Here is a 16,363-nt window from a genome sequence, read left to right on the forward strand (position 1 = left end):
GGAGACTTGCGTGTCGTCGTCACCGCAGCCCGTCACGTTGTCGTGGTATTTCGACGCGACGATCCGGCTCGTTCTGTTGGTTTATGTGGCGACGTTGCCCTTTAAGAAGCTGCTGGTCGTGGAGCGACACGGGTTTCTCGTGCTGCTCGCTTTGCTGGTCATTTGGTGTGCGTCGCGGCGGCGGTTCTTCTATCGGAAGACGCCGTACGACCTGTGGCTCCTGGCGTTCGTGCTGTGGGTCGGCCTCACGATCCCGTTCGCGGCGTATCCCTCGTACAGTTTCAAGGAGTACGGCAAGCTGCTCCAGGGCATGACCGTGCTCTACGCGGTGGTCTGGTTTCTGGCGGATGCGCGGAGCCGGAAAATTCTGCTCCTCGTGCCGGGCACGTCGCTGTTGATCGTATCCTCATACGGCCTGACCCAGTTCAACATCGCCAATCCACAGGCGGTCGTTTCGACGTTTCCGGCCGAGGTCTGGCTGACGACGTTTCTGGTCATGACCCTTCCGTATGCGCTGGCCGCTGCGTACGGCGATCATTCCTCCGATGCGCGATGGATCGGGGCGGTCCTGTCGGTGACGGCGGCGGCCTGTCTGCTGAGCACACAATCCAGGGCCGGCCTGATCGCCCTGGTGACCGAGTTCGTGGCGATGGCCTGGGTCATGCGTACGGCCTTAGCCAAATGGACGGCGGGGGTGGTGACGCTCGGCTTGGTGCTCGTCGTGCTGCTCGCGGTCTGGCTCAAGCCGCCGGTGCCGGTGGGGGAGCAACAGGCAGTGCAGAGTTCGATTCCGGTCAGGACCGGCCTAGCGACCATCGTCCACCGGTTCGACATCTGGAAATTCACCTTGTCGGAGATCGGCGAGCACTGGCTCGTCGGCGTGGGGTACGGAGGGCAAACGTATTCGATGCTGTATGGAGACGATGCAGAAACGGTCGTTCCCGGACATGCGGCCGTGAAGGCGCAAGGCGCCCACAACATCTTGTTGTACCTGGCCCTTCACGTGGGCGTGGCAGGAATGGCGCTGTTTCTCGGATTCTATGTGTCCATGGTACGCACGACCATGAACGGCTATCGAACGGCCACGGACAGATTTTCGAGATTGGTGCTGGCGGGCACGGTCGGGAGTATGATTGGGTTGTTCGTTCGCCTGCAATTTGATCAAATGTTGGTCGGGGCTCTGGCGGTCTTCTTCTGGATGTTGGTGGGCATGAGCATCCTCGCTCTGCCTTCGCGGGACGATCGCGAAGACGAAGCCGTTTCGAGCTGATTCCTATGCGTCTGACCGTCGTCAAAATCTTTCAGCGTCTTCTCGGTCGCTACGGGGACGCGCTGGTCCACTATCGATCGGTGATCGTCGTGCTGAGCCAGGCGGGCCTCGTCGTCGCGGCGAACGTCACGGCCTTCGCGCTCCGCTTCGACGGAGAAATTTCCCCCTTCTACGGCGCGCTGTTGCTCCGCGGCTTGCCCGTCATCGTGGCGGTGTATTGGCTGGGTCTGTTCGTCTTCGGTATTCAACATGGTCTGTGGCGATATGTGGGGTTGCACGATCTGGGACGCATCCTCTGGGCGTCGGTCGCCGGGGCCGTGGGTTCGTATGCGGTGCTGCACGGGCTCTTCGGATGGGTGGAGTATCCGCGCTCGGTGCTCATCCTCACGGGGTTGCTGAGCGGCCTCTATCTGGCGGGGATCCGGTTGGCGGTGCGGTGGTTCCGCGAATGGATTCAGGTCTGGAGCCCGATGACCAGACGAGTCCTCATCGTCGGCGCGGGCAATGCGAGCGAGCTGCTCGTGCGGGACATGTTGAGCGACGGCCGCTACCACTATCGTCCTGTCGGACTGATCGACGACGATCCGGTGAAACAACGGATGAAGATTCACGGGATTTCGGTAGCCGGGAGGATCGCGGACATTCCGGAGGTCTCCAGGCGGCTGGTGGTCCATGAAATCATCGTGGCGATCCCCTCGGCGTCGAACGTCCTGAAGCAAAAAATTCTGGCCGCGGCCGAAGGCTGCAAAGTTCCCATCAAGATCCTGCCGAGCGTCAAGCAGCTGTTGGCGGACCCGGCCGCCTTCAGACAGGTTCGACCGATGAGCCTGGAGGATCTGCTCCAGCGCGAGCCGGTGCAAACCGAGCGCGAGGAATTGCATCCCCTCCTGGAAGGGAGACGGGTGCTCGTGACCGGCGCCGGTGGATCGATCGGATCGGAGCTGTGCCGGCAGATCGCCCATTATCAGCCGGCGTTGCTGGTGCTCTTCGAACGGTACGAGAACAGCCTGCACGCGTTGGATCTCGAACTCCGGAGGCGGTTTCCACGGGTCAATATCGTTTCCGCCGTGGGCGACGTCACTCTGCCGGAACGGGTGGCGGACGTCATGGGTCAGACCCGGCCTGAGCTGGTGTTTCATGCGGCGGCGCACAAGCATGTCCCTCTCATGGAAATGAATCCCAAGGAGGCCGTCCGCAACAACGTGCTGGGGACCAGGACCATGGCGGAAGCGTCGTTGCAAGCCGGTGTGGAACGGTTTGTGCTGATTTCGACGGACAAGGCCGTGAACCCGACGAGCGTGATGGGAGCGTCCAAACGGGTGGCGGAAGATCTGATCCAGCGGTTGAATCTCAGGGCGACGGCGAAATTCACCGTCGTGCGATTCGGAAACGTCCTCGGGAGCAACGGCAGCGTGGTCCCCTTGTTCGCTGAACAGATTCGCGCGGGGGGGCCGGTTACGGTGACGCATCCGGACATTACCCGTTTCTTCATGACGATTCCCGAAGCGGTGCAGTTGGTCCTGCAGGCCAGCGTCCTCGGCCAGGGCGGGGATGTGTTCGTGCTCGACATGGGCGAGCAGATCAAGGTGGTCGATCTCGCGAGAAACATGATCGTGTTGTCTGGGCTCGTTCCGGAGGAAGATGTCCGCATCACCTACGTCGGGCTTCGTCCCGGCGAGAAACTGTTCGAAGAGTTGTTCGAAGAGGGAGAGCAGGTCGAACCGACCGCACACGCCAAGATCCGCCGTGCCGTGAAGGATCGTGTGCGCGGGGAAGGCGAAGTCGATCGGATCGTCGCGGGGTTGGAAGCGGCGGTCGGCCACGGCGACGACGAGGCCGTGATCCGGGCGCTGCAGGAGGCCGTTCCGACCTACAGGCCCCTCGCTCCCCCGAAACCCCAGCCCATTCTGTAAGCGCGTGTGCGCGCGTCGTTCAAGAGAGCCGAAAGAACCCGATCACGGTCGCCCTCCGCGATGGGAACCGCGCGATGGGAACCGATCGGCTCGCGGTGCGGTCGGACGGGATGCCGATGCGATGGCTAACGGGGAGGACGTATGAGAGGCGTGGTGCTGGCGGGAGGATTGGGGACGAGATTGTTGCCGTTGACCAAGGTCACGAACAAGCATCTGCTGCCGGTGTTCAATTGCCCGATGATTTATTATCCCATTCACACGCTCGCCAACGCCGGCATCGACGAGATCATGCTCGTGACCGGAGGCAACAGCGCGGGCGATTTCTTGAAACTCCTGGGCAACGGCAAAGAGTTCGGCCTTAAACGGTTGAACTACACGTATCAGGAAGGCGAAGGCGGCATCGCCGATGCCCTCCGGCTGGCGGAGCACTTCGCCGACGGAGAGCCGGTGTGTGTGATCCTCGGGGACAACATTATCGAGGGTAACATCGCCGCGGCCGCGCGTGCGTTTCGCGAGCAGCGGAACGGCGCCAAAATCCTGTTGAAGGAAGTGAACGATCCGCAACGATTCGGCGTGCCGGTGTTGCAAGGCACGCGCGTCATTCGGATCGAGGAGAAGCCGGCCAATCCCCCGTCGCCCTATGCCGTCACGGGCATCTACTTCTACGATGCCGAGGTGTTCGAGATCATCAAGACGCTGAAGCCGTCGGGGCGTGGCGAATTGGAGATCACGGATGTGAACAACGCGTATATTCGGGCCGGCACGCTGACCTGGAACCTGCTCGAAGGCTGGTGGACGGATGCCGGCACGATCGAATCGCTCCATCATGCGCATCAACTGGTCAGCCGGACGGGAGCGAATAAGAAGGAGATAGGTTCAGGAGTAGCCTTATGAGAATTCTGGTCACCGGAGGAGCCGGATTCATCGGATCGCATCTGGTCCGTCGCCTGATCGTGGGAGGCGGCCACGAGGTCGTCAACTTGGATGCGCTGACATATTCCGGCAACCTCGCCAACCTGCAGGATCTCGAGGGAGACCGGCGGTATCGATTTGTGCACGGCGATATTGCCGATCAGCCGTTGGTGGAGCGGGTCTTGCGCGAGCACCGGATCGACGCCGTCGTCAATGCGGCCGCGGAGACGCATGTCGATCGGTCGATTATGGATCCGGGGACCTTTGCGCACACGGACGTCGTCGGAACCGGCGTGTTGCTGGAGGAAGCCAGGCGCGCCGGCATCTCCCGGTTCCTGCAGGTCAGCACCGACGAAGTCTACGGCAGCGTCGAAACCGGAAGTTCGACGGAGGAGGCGCCGCTCGCTCCGCGCAGCCCCTATTCCGCAAGCAAGGCCGGCGGGGAACTGCTCGTGTTGAGTTACTGGACGACGTTCGGCTTTCCGGTGATGGTGACGCGCGGCAGCAACACCTACGGCCCCAACCAGTATCCGGAGAAGTTCATTCCCTTATTCATCACCAACGCGATCGACGACCAGGCGCTTCCGTTATATGGAGATGGGCGTCAGCGCCGTGATTGGCTGGCGGTCGAGGATCATTGCGCGGCGATCGACCATGTATTGCTCCGGGGCGAGCCGGGGCAGATCTACAATATCGGCGGCGGCAACGAACGGGACAATATCACCGTTGCGGAGCGGCTGCTGGCCTGCCTCGGCAAGCCGACCCGGCTCATCCAATTCGTCCGTGACCGTCCGGGACACGATCGGCGTTATGCGGTCGATTGCGCCAAGCTGCAGCGGCTTGGATGGCAGCCGTCCGTCTCGTTCGACGATGGGCTGAAGGCCACCGTCGAATGGTACCGGACGCATGAATCCTGGTGGCGTCCCCTCAAGTCGGGCGAGTTCCGTCGCTATTATGAGGAGCAATACGGGAAGCGACTCACAGATTAGGCTGAGGTTGAGGCTGACTCCTCCTGAAGCGCACTTGACCTGAACCACAACCTGAACCTTTCTTAATATGCGCATCTTAATTACCGGCGCACAAGGCCAACTTGGTTTCGCATTGCGGCAGGCGCTTAGAAGCGAGACCCTGATCCTGAAGGACTTGCCCGAGTTCGATGTGACGGCCCCGTCGTGTGAGGAGCAGATCGTTCAAGCCCGGCCCGACGTCGTGGTGCACGCCGCCGCCTATACCAATGTTGATGGAGCGGAGCGGGAACCGGACCAGGCCAGGGCGGTCAACGTCGCGGGGACGACCGCCGTGGCGCGCGCGGCGGGGCGGATCGGCAGCAGGTTGATCTACATTTCGACGGACTACGTGTTCGACGGCGTCAAGGCCGCGCCGTATACGGAAGAAGATCTTACCAACCCCCTCAACGTGTACGGCCGGTCGAAGCAGGAAGGGGAAGCGGCGGCCGCCGAACAGTGCGAGAATTGCCTCGTCGTCCGCACGGCCTGGCTTTACGGACAGGGTGGACAGAATTTCGTCAAGACGATCATGCGGCTCGCCGGCGAACGGCCGACGCTGGAGGTCGTGGCGGACCAGCGGGGATGTCCGACGTTCGCCGACGATCTGGTTCACGCGCTGTGCGACCTGATCCCAAGCAGGCTCACGGGAGTCTGTCACGCGACGAACAGCGGAAGCAGCACGTGGTACGAATTCGCCGACACGATTGTGCGGCTGGCCGGTGGCGCAGCCGTGGTCCGTCCGATCACCACCGCTGAATCCTCGCGTCCGGCGAAGCGTCCTCCGTACAGCGTCTTGGCGTATGGACGTCTGGGACTGGTGCGGCCTCCCCTGCCGGATTGGCGCGATGCGCTGCATCGGTTCATGAGACAGAGCCGTTCGTCCGGTCCGGCGGTGCGCTCGTAAGGCGGCGCCTCGGTGCGCGGGCCGCCGAAGGTTTTTTGTTTGCACCGTCGCGTCGAGTCGGTATGATGACGGCGTGAGCGACCCCGAGGGACGTCCATCACAATGACCAAATCTCGAGCCGCCACGCGTCGCGGTCAGAAGGCGGCCGGCAAGGGGCTCGCTGGCAAGCTCAAGGGGATTCGGTTGTTTGCGACCGACGTCGACGGGGTGCTGACCGACGGCGGCATGTACTATGCCGAATCCGGAGACGAGTGGAAAAAATTCAACACCCGCGACGGGATGGGAATCAAACTGCTCCAGCGCGCGGGACTACTGACCGCGATCGTGACCCAGGAACGCACCAAGCTGGTCGCCAGGCGCGCTGAAAAGCTGGCGATCCCGGAGGTGCATCAGGGCGTGATGGACAAGCTGGCCCTGATCCGGGAGATGGCGGCCAGACACGGGTTGACGATGGAGCAGGTGGCGTACATCGGCGACGACATCAACGATCTCGCCACCCTCAAGGCGGCCGGCTTTTCGGCGGCTCCGTTCGACGGGGTGCGGCAGGTGGTCACGGCGGTCGATTACGTGTGTCGCAAGAAGGGCGGCGAAGGAGCCGTTCGGGAAGTCATCGACATGATTCTTGATGCGCGCAGCGGTTTCGGGGAGGGCTAGTCGAATGAAGGATCGAACGGCGGTATATCCCGTCATCATGGCGGGCGGCAGCGGCACCAGATTCTGGCCGTTGAGCCGGCATCTGTTTCCCAAACAGCTGCTTCGCATCATCGGCGATGAGACCTTGATCCAGCAGACGATGAGACGGGTGATTCATGCGGCGCCGGCCGAACGGGTATTGATCTCGACCAATCCAGCTCAGGCGGAGTCGATCCGGATTCAACTCGGGGAATGGAAGGATGCGATCAAGGACAACTTCGTGCTCGAGCCGGAAGGCAGGAACACGGCTCCCGCCATCGCCCTGGCCGCGCTGGAACTGGTCCGCCGCGATCCGGACGCGGTGATGCTGGTCGTGCCTGCGGATCATATCGTCAAGGGGCAGAAGGAGTTCGACGCCGCAGTCGGGCTTGCGGCGGAGCTGGCCGCGCAGGGATATCTCGTGACGTTCGGCATCAAGCCGACCAGACCCGAAACCGGCTACGGCTATATCAAGCCCAACAAACGGGTCACCGTCGGCACACAGGGGAAGCTCAAGGGCCATCCGGTGAGCCGTTTCGTGGAAAAGCCCAACGCCGCCAAGGCGGTGCAGTACATGAAGGCGAAGGAATACTACTGGAACAGCGGCATGTTCGTCTGGCGGGCCGCGACGATCCTCGAGGAAGTCCGGCGCCATCAACCGGCGCTGTTCAAGGGGATGGCACGCATCCGCGAGTTGATGCGGGCGGGAGGGATGAGAGGGGCGATCGACAAAGAATACAAGAAACTGGCTCCGGTGTCCGTCGATACCGGGGTCATGGAGCGGTCCACCAAGTCGGCCGTCGTGCCGGTCGCCTTTGAATGGTCGGATGTCGGGAGTTGGGGCAGCCTCGACGAGGTGGCTCCCAAGGACAAGGCCGGCAACATCGTCGGAGGCCGGGTCGTTGATCTCGGCAGCCGACGGTCCGTCGTCTACGGAGACCGACGCGTCGTGGCGACGATCGGGTTGACCGACATGGTGGTGGTCGATACTCCCGATGCCACGCTGGTCTGTCCGAAGAACCGGGCCCAGGATGTGAAGAAGGTCGTGGACATCCTCAAGCAGCAGGGCGCTCCCGAGCATCTCGAACACGTCACCGTCCATCGGCCGTGGGGATCCTATACCGTGCTGGAGGAAGGGGACGGGTACAAGGTGAAGCGAGTGACGGTGAAACCGGGCGGGAGATTGTCGCTGCAATTGCATCACCGGAGGAGCGAGCATTGGGTGGTCATCGCCGGCACGGCAAAGGTGACCAGGGGCGACGACGTCTTCGATCTCCAAGTCGGGCAGAGCACGGCCATTCCGGTCGAGACGCGTCACCGCCTGGAGAATTTCGGCCGCAACACGCTGCACATCATCGAAGTGCAGAACGGGCCGTATCTCGGCGAGGATGATATCGTCCGGTTCAAGGACGAGTACGGACGGACCGCGCAGGGTTGAGTCGGAGCAGGAGCCGGCATGGGGCTTTTTCGAGAGTATGATCTGCGGGGCATCGTCGGCAAGGAGCTGACCGACCCGATCGCCGAACAGGTAGGACGCGCCTATGCCACCTATGTCAAGGATCGGGATGTGAAGACGATCTCCGTCGGCCGTGACGGCCGGCTGAGCTCTCCCGGGCTTTTTCAGGCGCTGGTGCGGGGACTGCTCGGCGGCGGGTTGAATATCGTGGACGTCGGCGTTTGTCCCTCCCCGTTGGTCTATTTCTCGCTGTTCACCTTGCCGGTCGAGGGTGGGATCATGATCACCGGCAGCCACAACGCGGCCGAATACAACGGGTTCAAGATCTGCGTCGGCAAGGAGGCCATTCACGGAGAGGCGATTCAGGACCTTCGCCGCATCTTGGAGGCCGGCCGGTTCGTCTCCGGACAGGGTCGGTTGTCCGAGCACCCGATCATTCCCGACTATCTCGCCTACATCAAGCGCAGTTTCCCTGATGTCAACGGCAAACGGCTGCACGTCGTCATCGATTGCGGCAACGGGGCGGCGGCCCTGGTGGCCAAACAGGCGCTCGAATTGTTGGGTTGCCGCGTGACCGGGCTCTACTGCGACCTGGACGGTCGGTTTCCGAATCATCATCCCGATCCGACCGTGCTGGAAAATCTCCACGATCTGATGGAGGCCGTCAAGCGGCATCAGGCGGACGTAGGCATCGGCTACGACGGCGACGCCGACCGGATCGGGGCCATCGACGAACAAGGGCATGTGTTGTGGGGAGACCGACTGCTCGTGGTCTATGCGCGCGACATCCTGGCCTCCAAGCCGGGGAGCACGATCATCTCGGAGGTGAAAGCCTCCCAGAGCCTGTATGACGATATCGCCAAACAGGGCGGTCGGCCGGTCATGTGGAAAACAGGCCATTCGCTGATCAAGTCCAAAATGAAAAGCGAAAATGCCGTATTGGCCGGCGAGATGTCGGGACACATGTTTTTCGCCGACCGCTATTTCGGTTATGATGACGCAATTTACGCGTCCTGCCGCCTGATCGAGATCCTGTCCAAGAGATCCCGACCTCTCTCCTCTCTCGTGGCGGACCTTCCACAGACTTCGGTGACGCCTGAGATCCGCGTCGACATGCCGGATACGGTCAAGTTCGACGTGGTCAAACGGGTCCACGAGCGCTTCGCCGGCTACCTCAAGACAGGGCATGAAATCGGACAGTACCGCCTGCCGCTTCGCGACCTGGTCACGATCGACGGGGTACGTGCCATTTTCGACGACGGATGGGGCTTGATCCGCGCCTCCAATACGCAGCCGGCGCTGGTCTTGCGCTTCGAGGCGACCTCGCCCGCCCGCCTCAAGGCGATCCGCACCACGGTCGAGCATGAGTTGGCCGATGCGAAGCACTCATTGGGACAGTAGCAGGCTGTTGAGAAAGTCCGCCAGCGGCGTTCCCTGCCTTCGCCGAAGCGCTTCGCGCAGGCCGGTCGTGTCGCTCAGAGGCTCAGAGGGGACTGGCTCCCGCCGTAGCCTGGCGAAGGCGGGTGCCTGTCCCAGTTTCCAGCAACGGGGACAGTCGCCGATCGGAAGGGCGACAATCCCCGAGCTGCGGCCTTGCCTGTGGAATGGCGCGTGTTGGCGCGCCGGGGTTGGGCGGGTGAGAACCGAGGCCTTTCTGAACAGCCTGCAGGGCATGCTGATGGCGTCCGTGACCTCAGACACGACTCCAGGTCCGAGGTCATCACGTAGTTTGTCAACACACTGTTAGCTCGTTGGTTCCCTCCTTCTCCCTGCAAACCGTTTCCCATTCTACGGCGCGGTGGTTGCTCGCCGCCTCGCTCCTCGCCTCGCTCCTCGGAGATCCGGTTCGGACCCGGGCGGAGACCCGCCCGCTCTTGCCGGCCGTGCAGGCCGGCGAACGGCTGACCTATGAGCTGTCTTGGCTCAGCATCCTGGCCGGAACCGCCGTGCTCGAGGTTGCGGAGGCCGGCAACGCGCATGCTTCGCTCAAACTCATGATGACGGCGCAGTCCAGCCCGAAGGTCACCCGGTTCTATCCGGTGGACAATCGGGTGGAATCATTGGTGAGCCGCGACACGTTTCTCTCGGAACACATGACCTTCCATCGGCGGGAGGGCAAGCGCAAGAATGATTTCGACTACACCTTCCACCACGATCAAGAGACGGTGACCGCGGTCAAGGACGGCGCGTCGGAGACCCTGCCCATTCCTCCCGACACGTTCGACGCGATTTCCTGTCTGTACTATGTCCGCAGCCTCCCTCGGCTCACGCCGGGCACCACGGAATCGCTCAATGTTCACCATGACAAGAAGAACTACAAGCTCGAAGTACGTGTGGAGGGCATGGAAGCGATCAACGGCTCGTGGGGAAAGGCGGAGGCGATCCGCTTGTTGGTGATCATGCCGTTTCAAGGGATCTTTTTGAACCAGGGCAATATCCGCGTGTGGCTGACCAACGACGCCCGGCGCATTCCGCTGAGAATGAAGGCTCGAGTGATCATCGGCTCGATCGTGGCCGACCTCGTGAGCGGTCTGCCGGGCGGCGCGTCTCACCCTTGAAAGGGTGACATGTTTCATTGCTCGTCCCGTCGCAGACAGGCTATAATTGCCTGCGATCATCCCATTCGGACAGGGTTCGCGGGCCCTTCAGACGCCGCTCATTCATGGCACTTCATTCGCTGACGCTTGAGCAGTACTTCAATCGAAGCCACATGGACGTCCCGGGAGGGGGCGCCCTCTTCACGACCCTCCTGTCGCACGTGGGATTGGTGGGCAAGCTCCTGTCCCGCGACCTTCGCCTGGCCGGTCTCCTCAATGTGCTCGGCACGAGCGGGGATACGAACGTGCAGGGCGAAGCGGTCAAGAAACTGGATCAAATCGCCAACGAAACCTGCGTGCAGGTCTTCCAGCGGAGCGACGTCGTGTGCGCCCTCGCCTCGGAGGAAATGGAAAAGCCGGTGATCGTTTCGAAGCCGGGGCCGCAGGCGCCGTATATGGTCCTGTTCGATCCCCTCGACGGCTCCTCGAATACCGATGTCAACATGCCGCTCGGGTCCATATTTTCGATCGTCACCCACCAGCCGGCCGACCGGGCGCCGGGAGAGCGGGACCTGTTGCGGAAGGGTACGGATCAGCTGGCGGCCGGCTATCTCCTCTTCGGCCCCAGCACGATCTTCGTCGTGGCCACGGGAAAAGGCGTGCACGGGTTTACGCTCGATCCGGGACTCGGCGAGTATCTGCTGTCGCACGAGCACATGACGATCCCGACTCGCGGCAAGATCTACGCGGTGAATGAGGGAAATTATCGGAAGTGGCCCGACGGGACGAAGCGGTATTTCGATCAGTTGAAGACGGACGATAAGGCGACCGGGCGGCCCTATACCGGGCGCTATTCAGGCTGCCTGGTCGCCGACGTGCATCGTATTCTACTCAACGGAGGCATCTATCTGTATCCGGCGGAGGCCAAGAAGCCGGAAGGGAAACTCCGGCTGCTCTATGAGGCGAACCCTCTGGCGCTGATCGTCGAGCAGGCAGGCGGACTGGCGAGCACGGGAACAAAGCGGATTCTCGACGTCGAACCGGAGCGGTTGCATCAGCGGGTTCCGCTTCTGATCGGGAGCCGGGACGACGTGCGGGAGGCGGAAGCCTTTTTTGCCAAGTCGTAAGGGGCCTCATGCGGTCCTGGAGCGGGAGTCCGTGCCCCCCGCGACCTGCCGAGAGCGTGGCGTGAATTCTGCGGTCTTAGGCCGAGGCGTTGCGAAACGAGAAATGAGTTGAAGGGCTGTTTCAACAGCTCGATTGGGAGGGACACATGGCTGACAGGATTCAAGAGATTTTAAGTTGGTACGGCAGCGACAACGCAGGGACCAAGACCAACATCGCGCGCCTCCTGCGGAGCGGAAAGCTCGGGGGCACAGGCAAGCTCGTCATTCTTCCCGTGGATCAGGGATTCGAGCACGGCCCAGCCAGAAGCTTTGCGCCGAATGCGGCGGGGTACGATCCGCTGTATCATTTCCAATTGGCCATCGACGCCGGGTGCAATGCCTACGCGGCCCCGTTGGGGTTCTTGGAAGCGGGAGCGAGCCATTTCGCCGGCCAGATCCCGCTGATCTTGAAACTGAACAATCACGACGTGTTGCACGACGACAAGGATCCGCTTCCTTCCGTCACCGGCAGCGTCCGTGATGCGCTTCGGCTGGGATGCGCGGCCGTCGGCTTCACGATCTATCCAGGATCGGCCCACTGCAACGCCATGTACGAGCAATTGCGCGCCATCGGGGAGGAAGCGAAGGACAACGGGCTTGCGTTGGTGGTGTGGTCGTATCCCCGCGGCTCCGCCCTCAGCAAGGAAGGCGAGACGGCGATCGACGTGGTGGCCTATGCGGCGCAGATCGCGGCGCAGTTGGGCGCGCATGTCATCAAGGTGAAACTCCCCAGCGCCCATCTCGAACAGGCCGCGGCCAAGAAGGTGTATGAGTCGACGCAGATTCCCATCAAGACGCTGGCGGAGCGGGTGAAGCACGTCATCCAGAGCTCGTTCGACGGGCGCCGAATCGTGATTTTCTCCGGCGGGGCGAAGGCCGAGGATCAGAACGTCTTCGAGGAGGCCCGCGCCATCCGTGAAGGCGGCGGGTTCGGTTCCATCATCGGGCGGAACTCGTTCCAGCGGCCGAAGGCGGACGCAGTCAAGTTTCTGCACACGATCATGGGTATCTACGCCGGCGAAATCCGATAGCAACCGATCGAGTGAACCGACCGCGGCGCGGTGCTCCGGGCCGAGGGACGGACGCGGGTCGCGGCAGCTGAAGTCTCGTTCGGGAGCGAGGTCGTGACGGCAATCCAAAGGTCACCGCATTTCGCCGAGGATCACGGATGAAATTGAGTCGGTCTTGGGTGGTGTCGTTCGTGTTGGTGGTGGTCGGCGTCGTCATCGGCGTCGGGGTCGCGTCCGATTTGGGATGGCTTCCGAGCGGAAGCGCGGGACCGGACCCGGTACCCGCGCCTGATCCGATCGTCCGTCCCATCGCCACGGCGCCACAACCGGTCATGCCGGGCGCCGGTGCCAAGAACTTCGTCGAGATCGCCAAAATGGTGAAGCCGGCGGTCGTCAACATTGCGGCCACCCGAAACGGAAAGTCCGGTGAGGGACCTCACGGCTCGCCGTTCGATGATCCCTTTTTCCGCCGGTTCTTCGGCGATGAGTTTTTCAAGCGGGAGACACCCCCGCGGGACCGTAAGGAGCGGGGTCAGGGGTCGGGGGTCATCGTGGATCCGAACGGCGTCATCATTACGAACAATCATGTGGTCAGTAAGGCCGACGAGATTCGGGTGTTCCTCTCGGACAAGCGCGAGTTCAAAGCCAAGCTGATCGGGACCGACGCCAAGACGGACATCGCAGTGGTCAAGATTGAAGCGACCGGATTGCCCGCAGTCTCTTTCGCCGATTCAGACCAGCTTGAAGTGGGCGAATTCGTGTTGGCGGTCGGAAGCCCGTTCGGACTGACGCAAAGCGTGACCATGGGCATCGTGAGCGCGGTGGGACGGGCCAGCATGGGCATCGCCGAATACGAAGATTTCATTCAAACAGATGCCGCGATCAATCCCGGGAACTCAGGCGGGGCGTTGGTCAACGTGCGGGGCGAGCTTGTGGGCATCAACACGGCGATCTTCAGCCAGAGCGGCGGCAACATGGGCATCGGGTTCGCCGTGCCCAGCAATCTGTCTCGATCGATCATGGATCAACTGCTGAGGAGTGGGAAGGTCGTCCGAGGGTGGCTGGGCGTCGCGATCCAAGAACTCACGCCGGAACTGGCTTCACAGTTCGGCATCGGCGACACGAAAGGCGTGTTGGTCAGCGACGTTATGGAGGACAGTCCGGCGAAGAAAGCAGGATTCGAGCGCGCCGACGTCATTGTGGAATACGACGGCAAGCCGATGGATTCTCCGACACATCTAAGGAATGCCGTGGCCCAGACCCCCATCGGGCGGAAAGTCACCGTCAAGTTGATCCGCGACAAGAAGCCCAAGCTGCTCGAGCTGACGATCGTCGAACAGCCGAAATCGATGAGCCAGTCGGGGGCCGATGACGGCGGAGAATCCTCTTCCCCGTCCGGGGTACTCTCGGATATAGATGTCCGGGAGTTGAATGAAGACCTGGCCGGGCGGTACGGCCTCAAGGCCTCAGAGCGGGGGCTCGTGGTGATCCGTGTGAAACCGGACTCCTCGGCGGAGCAAGCCGGCGTGCGGGAAGGGGACATCATCCTGGAAGTCAATCGCAAGGCGGTGAACTCCATCAAGTCCTACGAGCGTGCGGCGTCCGGTTTGGCCAAGGATCAATCGGTGTTGCTGCTGCTCAAGCGGAAGGGGCAGGCGATCTATCTCACGCTCAAGCCGTAGCGGAGTGTTCGTTCGAAGGAGCATGAAAGCCGGCTGTTCAACAAGGCCGTCCGACCGGGTCGCAGCGGACTTCTTCAACGGCCTGCAAGGGGGGAGGTGAGGGTATGGTACCAAGAGCCATATTTGTCCTTCTCAGCGCGTTGGCCGGGATGGCCCTGTTCATAAAGGCTGATGGGGCTGATGCATCATATTGGCTGTATGGGTTCGTGATCGGGACCGTCACCGGAGGCCTGATCGTCGCGGGGGAATATGCGCTGCGGAACCTGTCATTCGGCATCATCATCGGCGGGACGGCCGGGCTGGCGGTCGGGTTGTTGTTGACCGGGTTGGTGGAGTGGGTGGGCGGCGAGATTTTCGACGTCCAGACCTTTCTCTTCCACATCGGCGGCTTGGTCTTTCTGTTGGGGCTGCCCTATTTGGGGCTGGTCATCGGCGCCCGGTTCGGCAAAGAGAAGCTGCCGAGCCCCGAGCAGAAGTTTTTCGAGCTGTCCGGAAACACGGTGTGCCCCAAGGTGCTCGACACCAGCGTGATCATCGATGGGCGCGTGGCCGATCTCTGCGAAACCGGATTTCTCGAAGGCACGTTTCTGGTGCCGCACTTCATCCTGGACGAGCTGCAGCATATCGCCGACTCGTCCGACTCCCTCAAACGGGCCAGGGGCCGGCGTGGATTGGACATCCTGAACAAGGTGCAGAAGATGCCCGAAGTGGACGTGCGCATCATCGACGAGGACTTTCCACAGGTCAAGGAAGTCGACGCCAAGCTGGTCGTGTTGGCCAAGAAGATGAACGCCAAGATCATCACCAACGACCTGAACCTCAACAAGGTCGCCGAGCTGCAAGGGGTTCGAGTTCTCAACATCAACGAACTCTGCAATGCGCTGCGCCCGGTCGTGCTGCCGGGGGAGACCATCCGCGTCTTTGTGTTGAAGGAAGGCAAGGAGGCGGGACAAGGGGTCGCCTATCTCGACGACGGCACGATGATCGTCGTGGACAATGCTCGTCGGTACATCGGCAAGAACGTCGACGTCGTCGTCACCAGCGTGCTCCAGACCACGGCCGGCCGCATGATCTTCACCAGGCTCAGAGAGGAGACGGAACGAGAGGAGTTGCAGGTCGCTCGTGGATAGTCGCCGCGTCGTTGCCCTGATTCCCGCCGCGGGCCGTGGGCTCCGGATGGGCGGGCCGGTGCCCAAACAGTTTCTGGCTCTAGGCGGATTTCCTCTGGTCGTTCACTCCCTGCGCGCCTTCCAGTCCGCCGCCGCGATCGACGCCATCGTGCTCGCCGTGCCGGAAGCCGACGTCAACTACTGCCGATCGGATATCGTTCGCGCGCACGGCTTCACGAAGGTCGCCGAGGTCGTGGCCGGTGGCAAAGAGCGCCAAGACTCGGTTCGTCTGGCTCTGAACCGGGTGGGCCCCGATACCGAAATCGTGGTCGTCCATGATGCCGTCCGTCCGTTCGTCACGATTCGGATGATCGATGAGGTGGTGACGGCGGCACGAGCCGGCGGTGCCGCCATCGTCGCACTCCCCATGCGGGACACGGTGAAGCAAGTGGGACCGGACCGGGTCATTGAGCGGACCGTGGACCGGACCCCTCTCTGGTTGGCGCAAACCCCTCAAGCGTTCAGACGGGAATGGCTCGCTGAAGCCCATCGTAAGGCGCAGCTCGAAGGGGTCCAAGCGACCGACGACGCCTACCTCATCGAATGGTTCGGCCGGCCGGTGTCGGTCGTGGAGGGCCACGGAGAAAACATCAAGGTGACGAGACCCGAAGACTTGTTCATCGGCGAGGCGATCCTCTCGTCTCGGCGTTCATCCACTATGTAAA

Annotated in this window: 14 protein-coding genes; all 14 read left to right on the forward strand. The window is 62.1% G+C overall.

The window, feature by feature from the left end; genetic code table 11:
- The first annotated feature begins 10 nt into the window (after positions 1-10).
- The 14 genes from P0111_05960 (at position 11) to ispD (ending at position 16,362) form a co-directional block, all read left to right on the forward strand.
- Positions 11-1,270, forward strand: a complete 1,260-nt coding sequence (locus P0111_05960) for an O-antigen ligase family protein (protein MDF0643555.1) — start codon at positions 11-13, stop codon at positions 1,268-1,270.
- A gap of 5 nt (positions 1,271-1,275) precedes the next feature.
- Positions 1,276-3,183 (forward strand): nucleoside-diphosphate sugar epimerase/dehydratase, encoded by a 1,908-nt coding sequence (locus P0111_05965; protein ID MDF0643556.1) that lies wholly within the window; start codon positions 1,276-1,278, stop codon positions 3,181-3,183.
- Between the two features lie 141 nt (positions 3,184-3,324).
- Positions 3,325-4,077 carry a sugar phosphate nucleotidyltransferase gene (locus tag P0111_05970; GenBank protein ID MDF0643557.1) on the forward strand — a complete coding sequence of 251 codons (753 nt, stop codon included), beginning with the start codon at positions 3,325-3,327 and terminating at the stop codon, positions 4,075-4,077.
- Positions 4,074-5,084: a dTDP-glucose 4,6-dehydratase gene (rfbB, locus tag P0111_05975; GenBank protein ID MDF0643558.1), complete on the forward strand. Its 1,011-nt coding sequence runs from the start codon at positions 4,074-4,076 to the stop codon at positions 5,082-5,084. The genes P0111_05970 and rfbB overlap by 4 nt, the downstream gene beginning before the upstream one ends.
- A 67-nt stretch (positions 5,085-5,151) precedes the next feature.
- Positions 5,152-6,006 (forward strand): dTDP-4-dehydrorhamnose reductase, encoded by an 855-nt coding sequence (rfbD, locus tag P0111_05980; GenBank protein ID MDF0643559.1) that lies wholly within the window; start codon positions 5,152-5,154, stop codon positions 6,004-6,006.
- A 102-nt stretch (positions 6,007-6,108) separates the two neighbouring features.
- Positions 6,109-6,660: an HAD family hydrolase gene (locus tag P0111_05985; GenBank protein MDF0643560.1), complete on the forward strand. Its 552-nt coding sequence runs from the start codon at positions 6,109-6,111 to the stop codon at positions 6,658-6,660.
- Between the two features lie 4 nt (positions 6,661-6,664).
- On the forward strand, positions 6,665-8,116 hold the full coding sequence (locus tag P0111_05990) for a mannose-1-phosphate guanylyltransferase/mannose-6-phosphate isomerase (protein MDF0643561.1): 1,452 nt from the start codon (positions 6,665-6,667) through the stop codon (positions 8,114-8,116).
- An 18-nt stretch (positions 8,117-8,134) separates the two neighbouring features.
- Complete coding sequence (locus P0111_05995; protein MDF0643562.1) at positions 8,135-9,535, forward strand: phosphomannomutase/phosphoglucomutase; 1,401 nt, start codon at positions 8,135-8,137, stop codon at positions 9,533-9,535.
- Positions 9,536-9,936: 401 nt separating this feature from the next.
- Positions 9,937-10,692, forward strand: coding sequence for a DUF3108 domain-containing protein (locus P0111_06000; protein MDF0643563.1), 756 nt, complete (start codon positions 9,937-9,939; stop codon positions 10,690-10,692).
- Between the two features lie 104 nt (positions 10,693-10,796).
- Positions 10,797-11,798: a class 1 fructose-bisphosphatase gene (gene fbp, locus P0111_06005; protein ID MDF0643564.1), complete on the forward strand. Its 1,002-nt coding sequence runs from the start codon at positions 10,797-10,799 to the stop codon at positions 11,796-11,798.
- Positions 11,799-11,944: 146 nt separating this feature from the next.
- Positions 11,945-12,868, forward strand: a complete 924-nt coding sequence (locus tag P0111_06010; GenBank protein ID MDF0643565.1) for a class I fructose-bisphosphate aldolase — start codon at positions 11,945-11,947, stop codon at positions 12,866-12,868.
- 137 nt (positions 12,869-13,005) lie between these two features.
- The gene (locus tag P0111_06015; protein ID MDF0643566.1) at positions 13,006-14,529 is read left to right on the forward strand and encodes a DegQ family serine endoprotease; all 1,524 of its coding nucleotides are present in this window, start codon (positions 13,006-13,008) and stop codon (positions 14,527-14,529) included.
- Positions 14,530-14,633: 104 nt separating this feature from the next.
- Entirely contained in the window at positions 14,634-15,659 is a 1,026-nt protein-coding gene (locus P0111_06020; protein ID MDF0643567.1) for a TRAM domain-containing protein, read from the forward strand.
- On the forward strand, positions 15,652-16,362 hold the full coding sequence (gene ispD, locus P0111_06025; GenBank protein MDF0643568.1) for a 2-C-methyl-D-erythritol 4-phosphate cytidylyltransferase: 711 nt from the start codon (positions 15,652-15,654) through the stop codon (positions 16,360-16,362). The genes P0111_06020 and ispD overlap by 8 nt, the downstream gene beginning before the upstream one ends.
- Position 16,363: the final 1 nt, after the last annotated feature.

It is taken from the genome of Nitrospira sp., from assembly GCA_029194535.1.
Classification (GTDB): Bacteria; Nitrospirota; Nitrospiria; order Nitrospirales; family Nitrospiraceae; genus Nitrospira_C.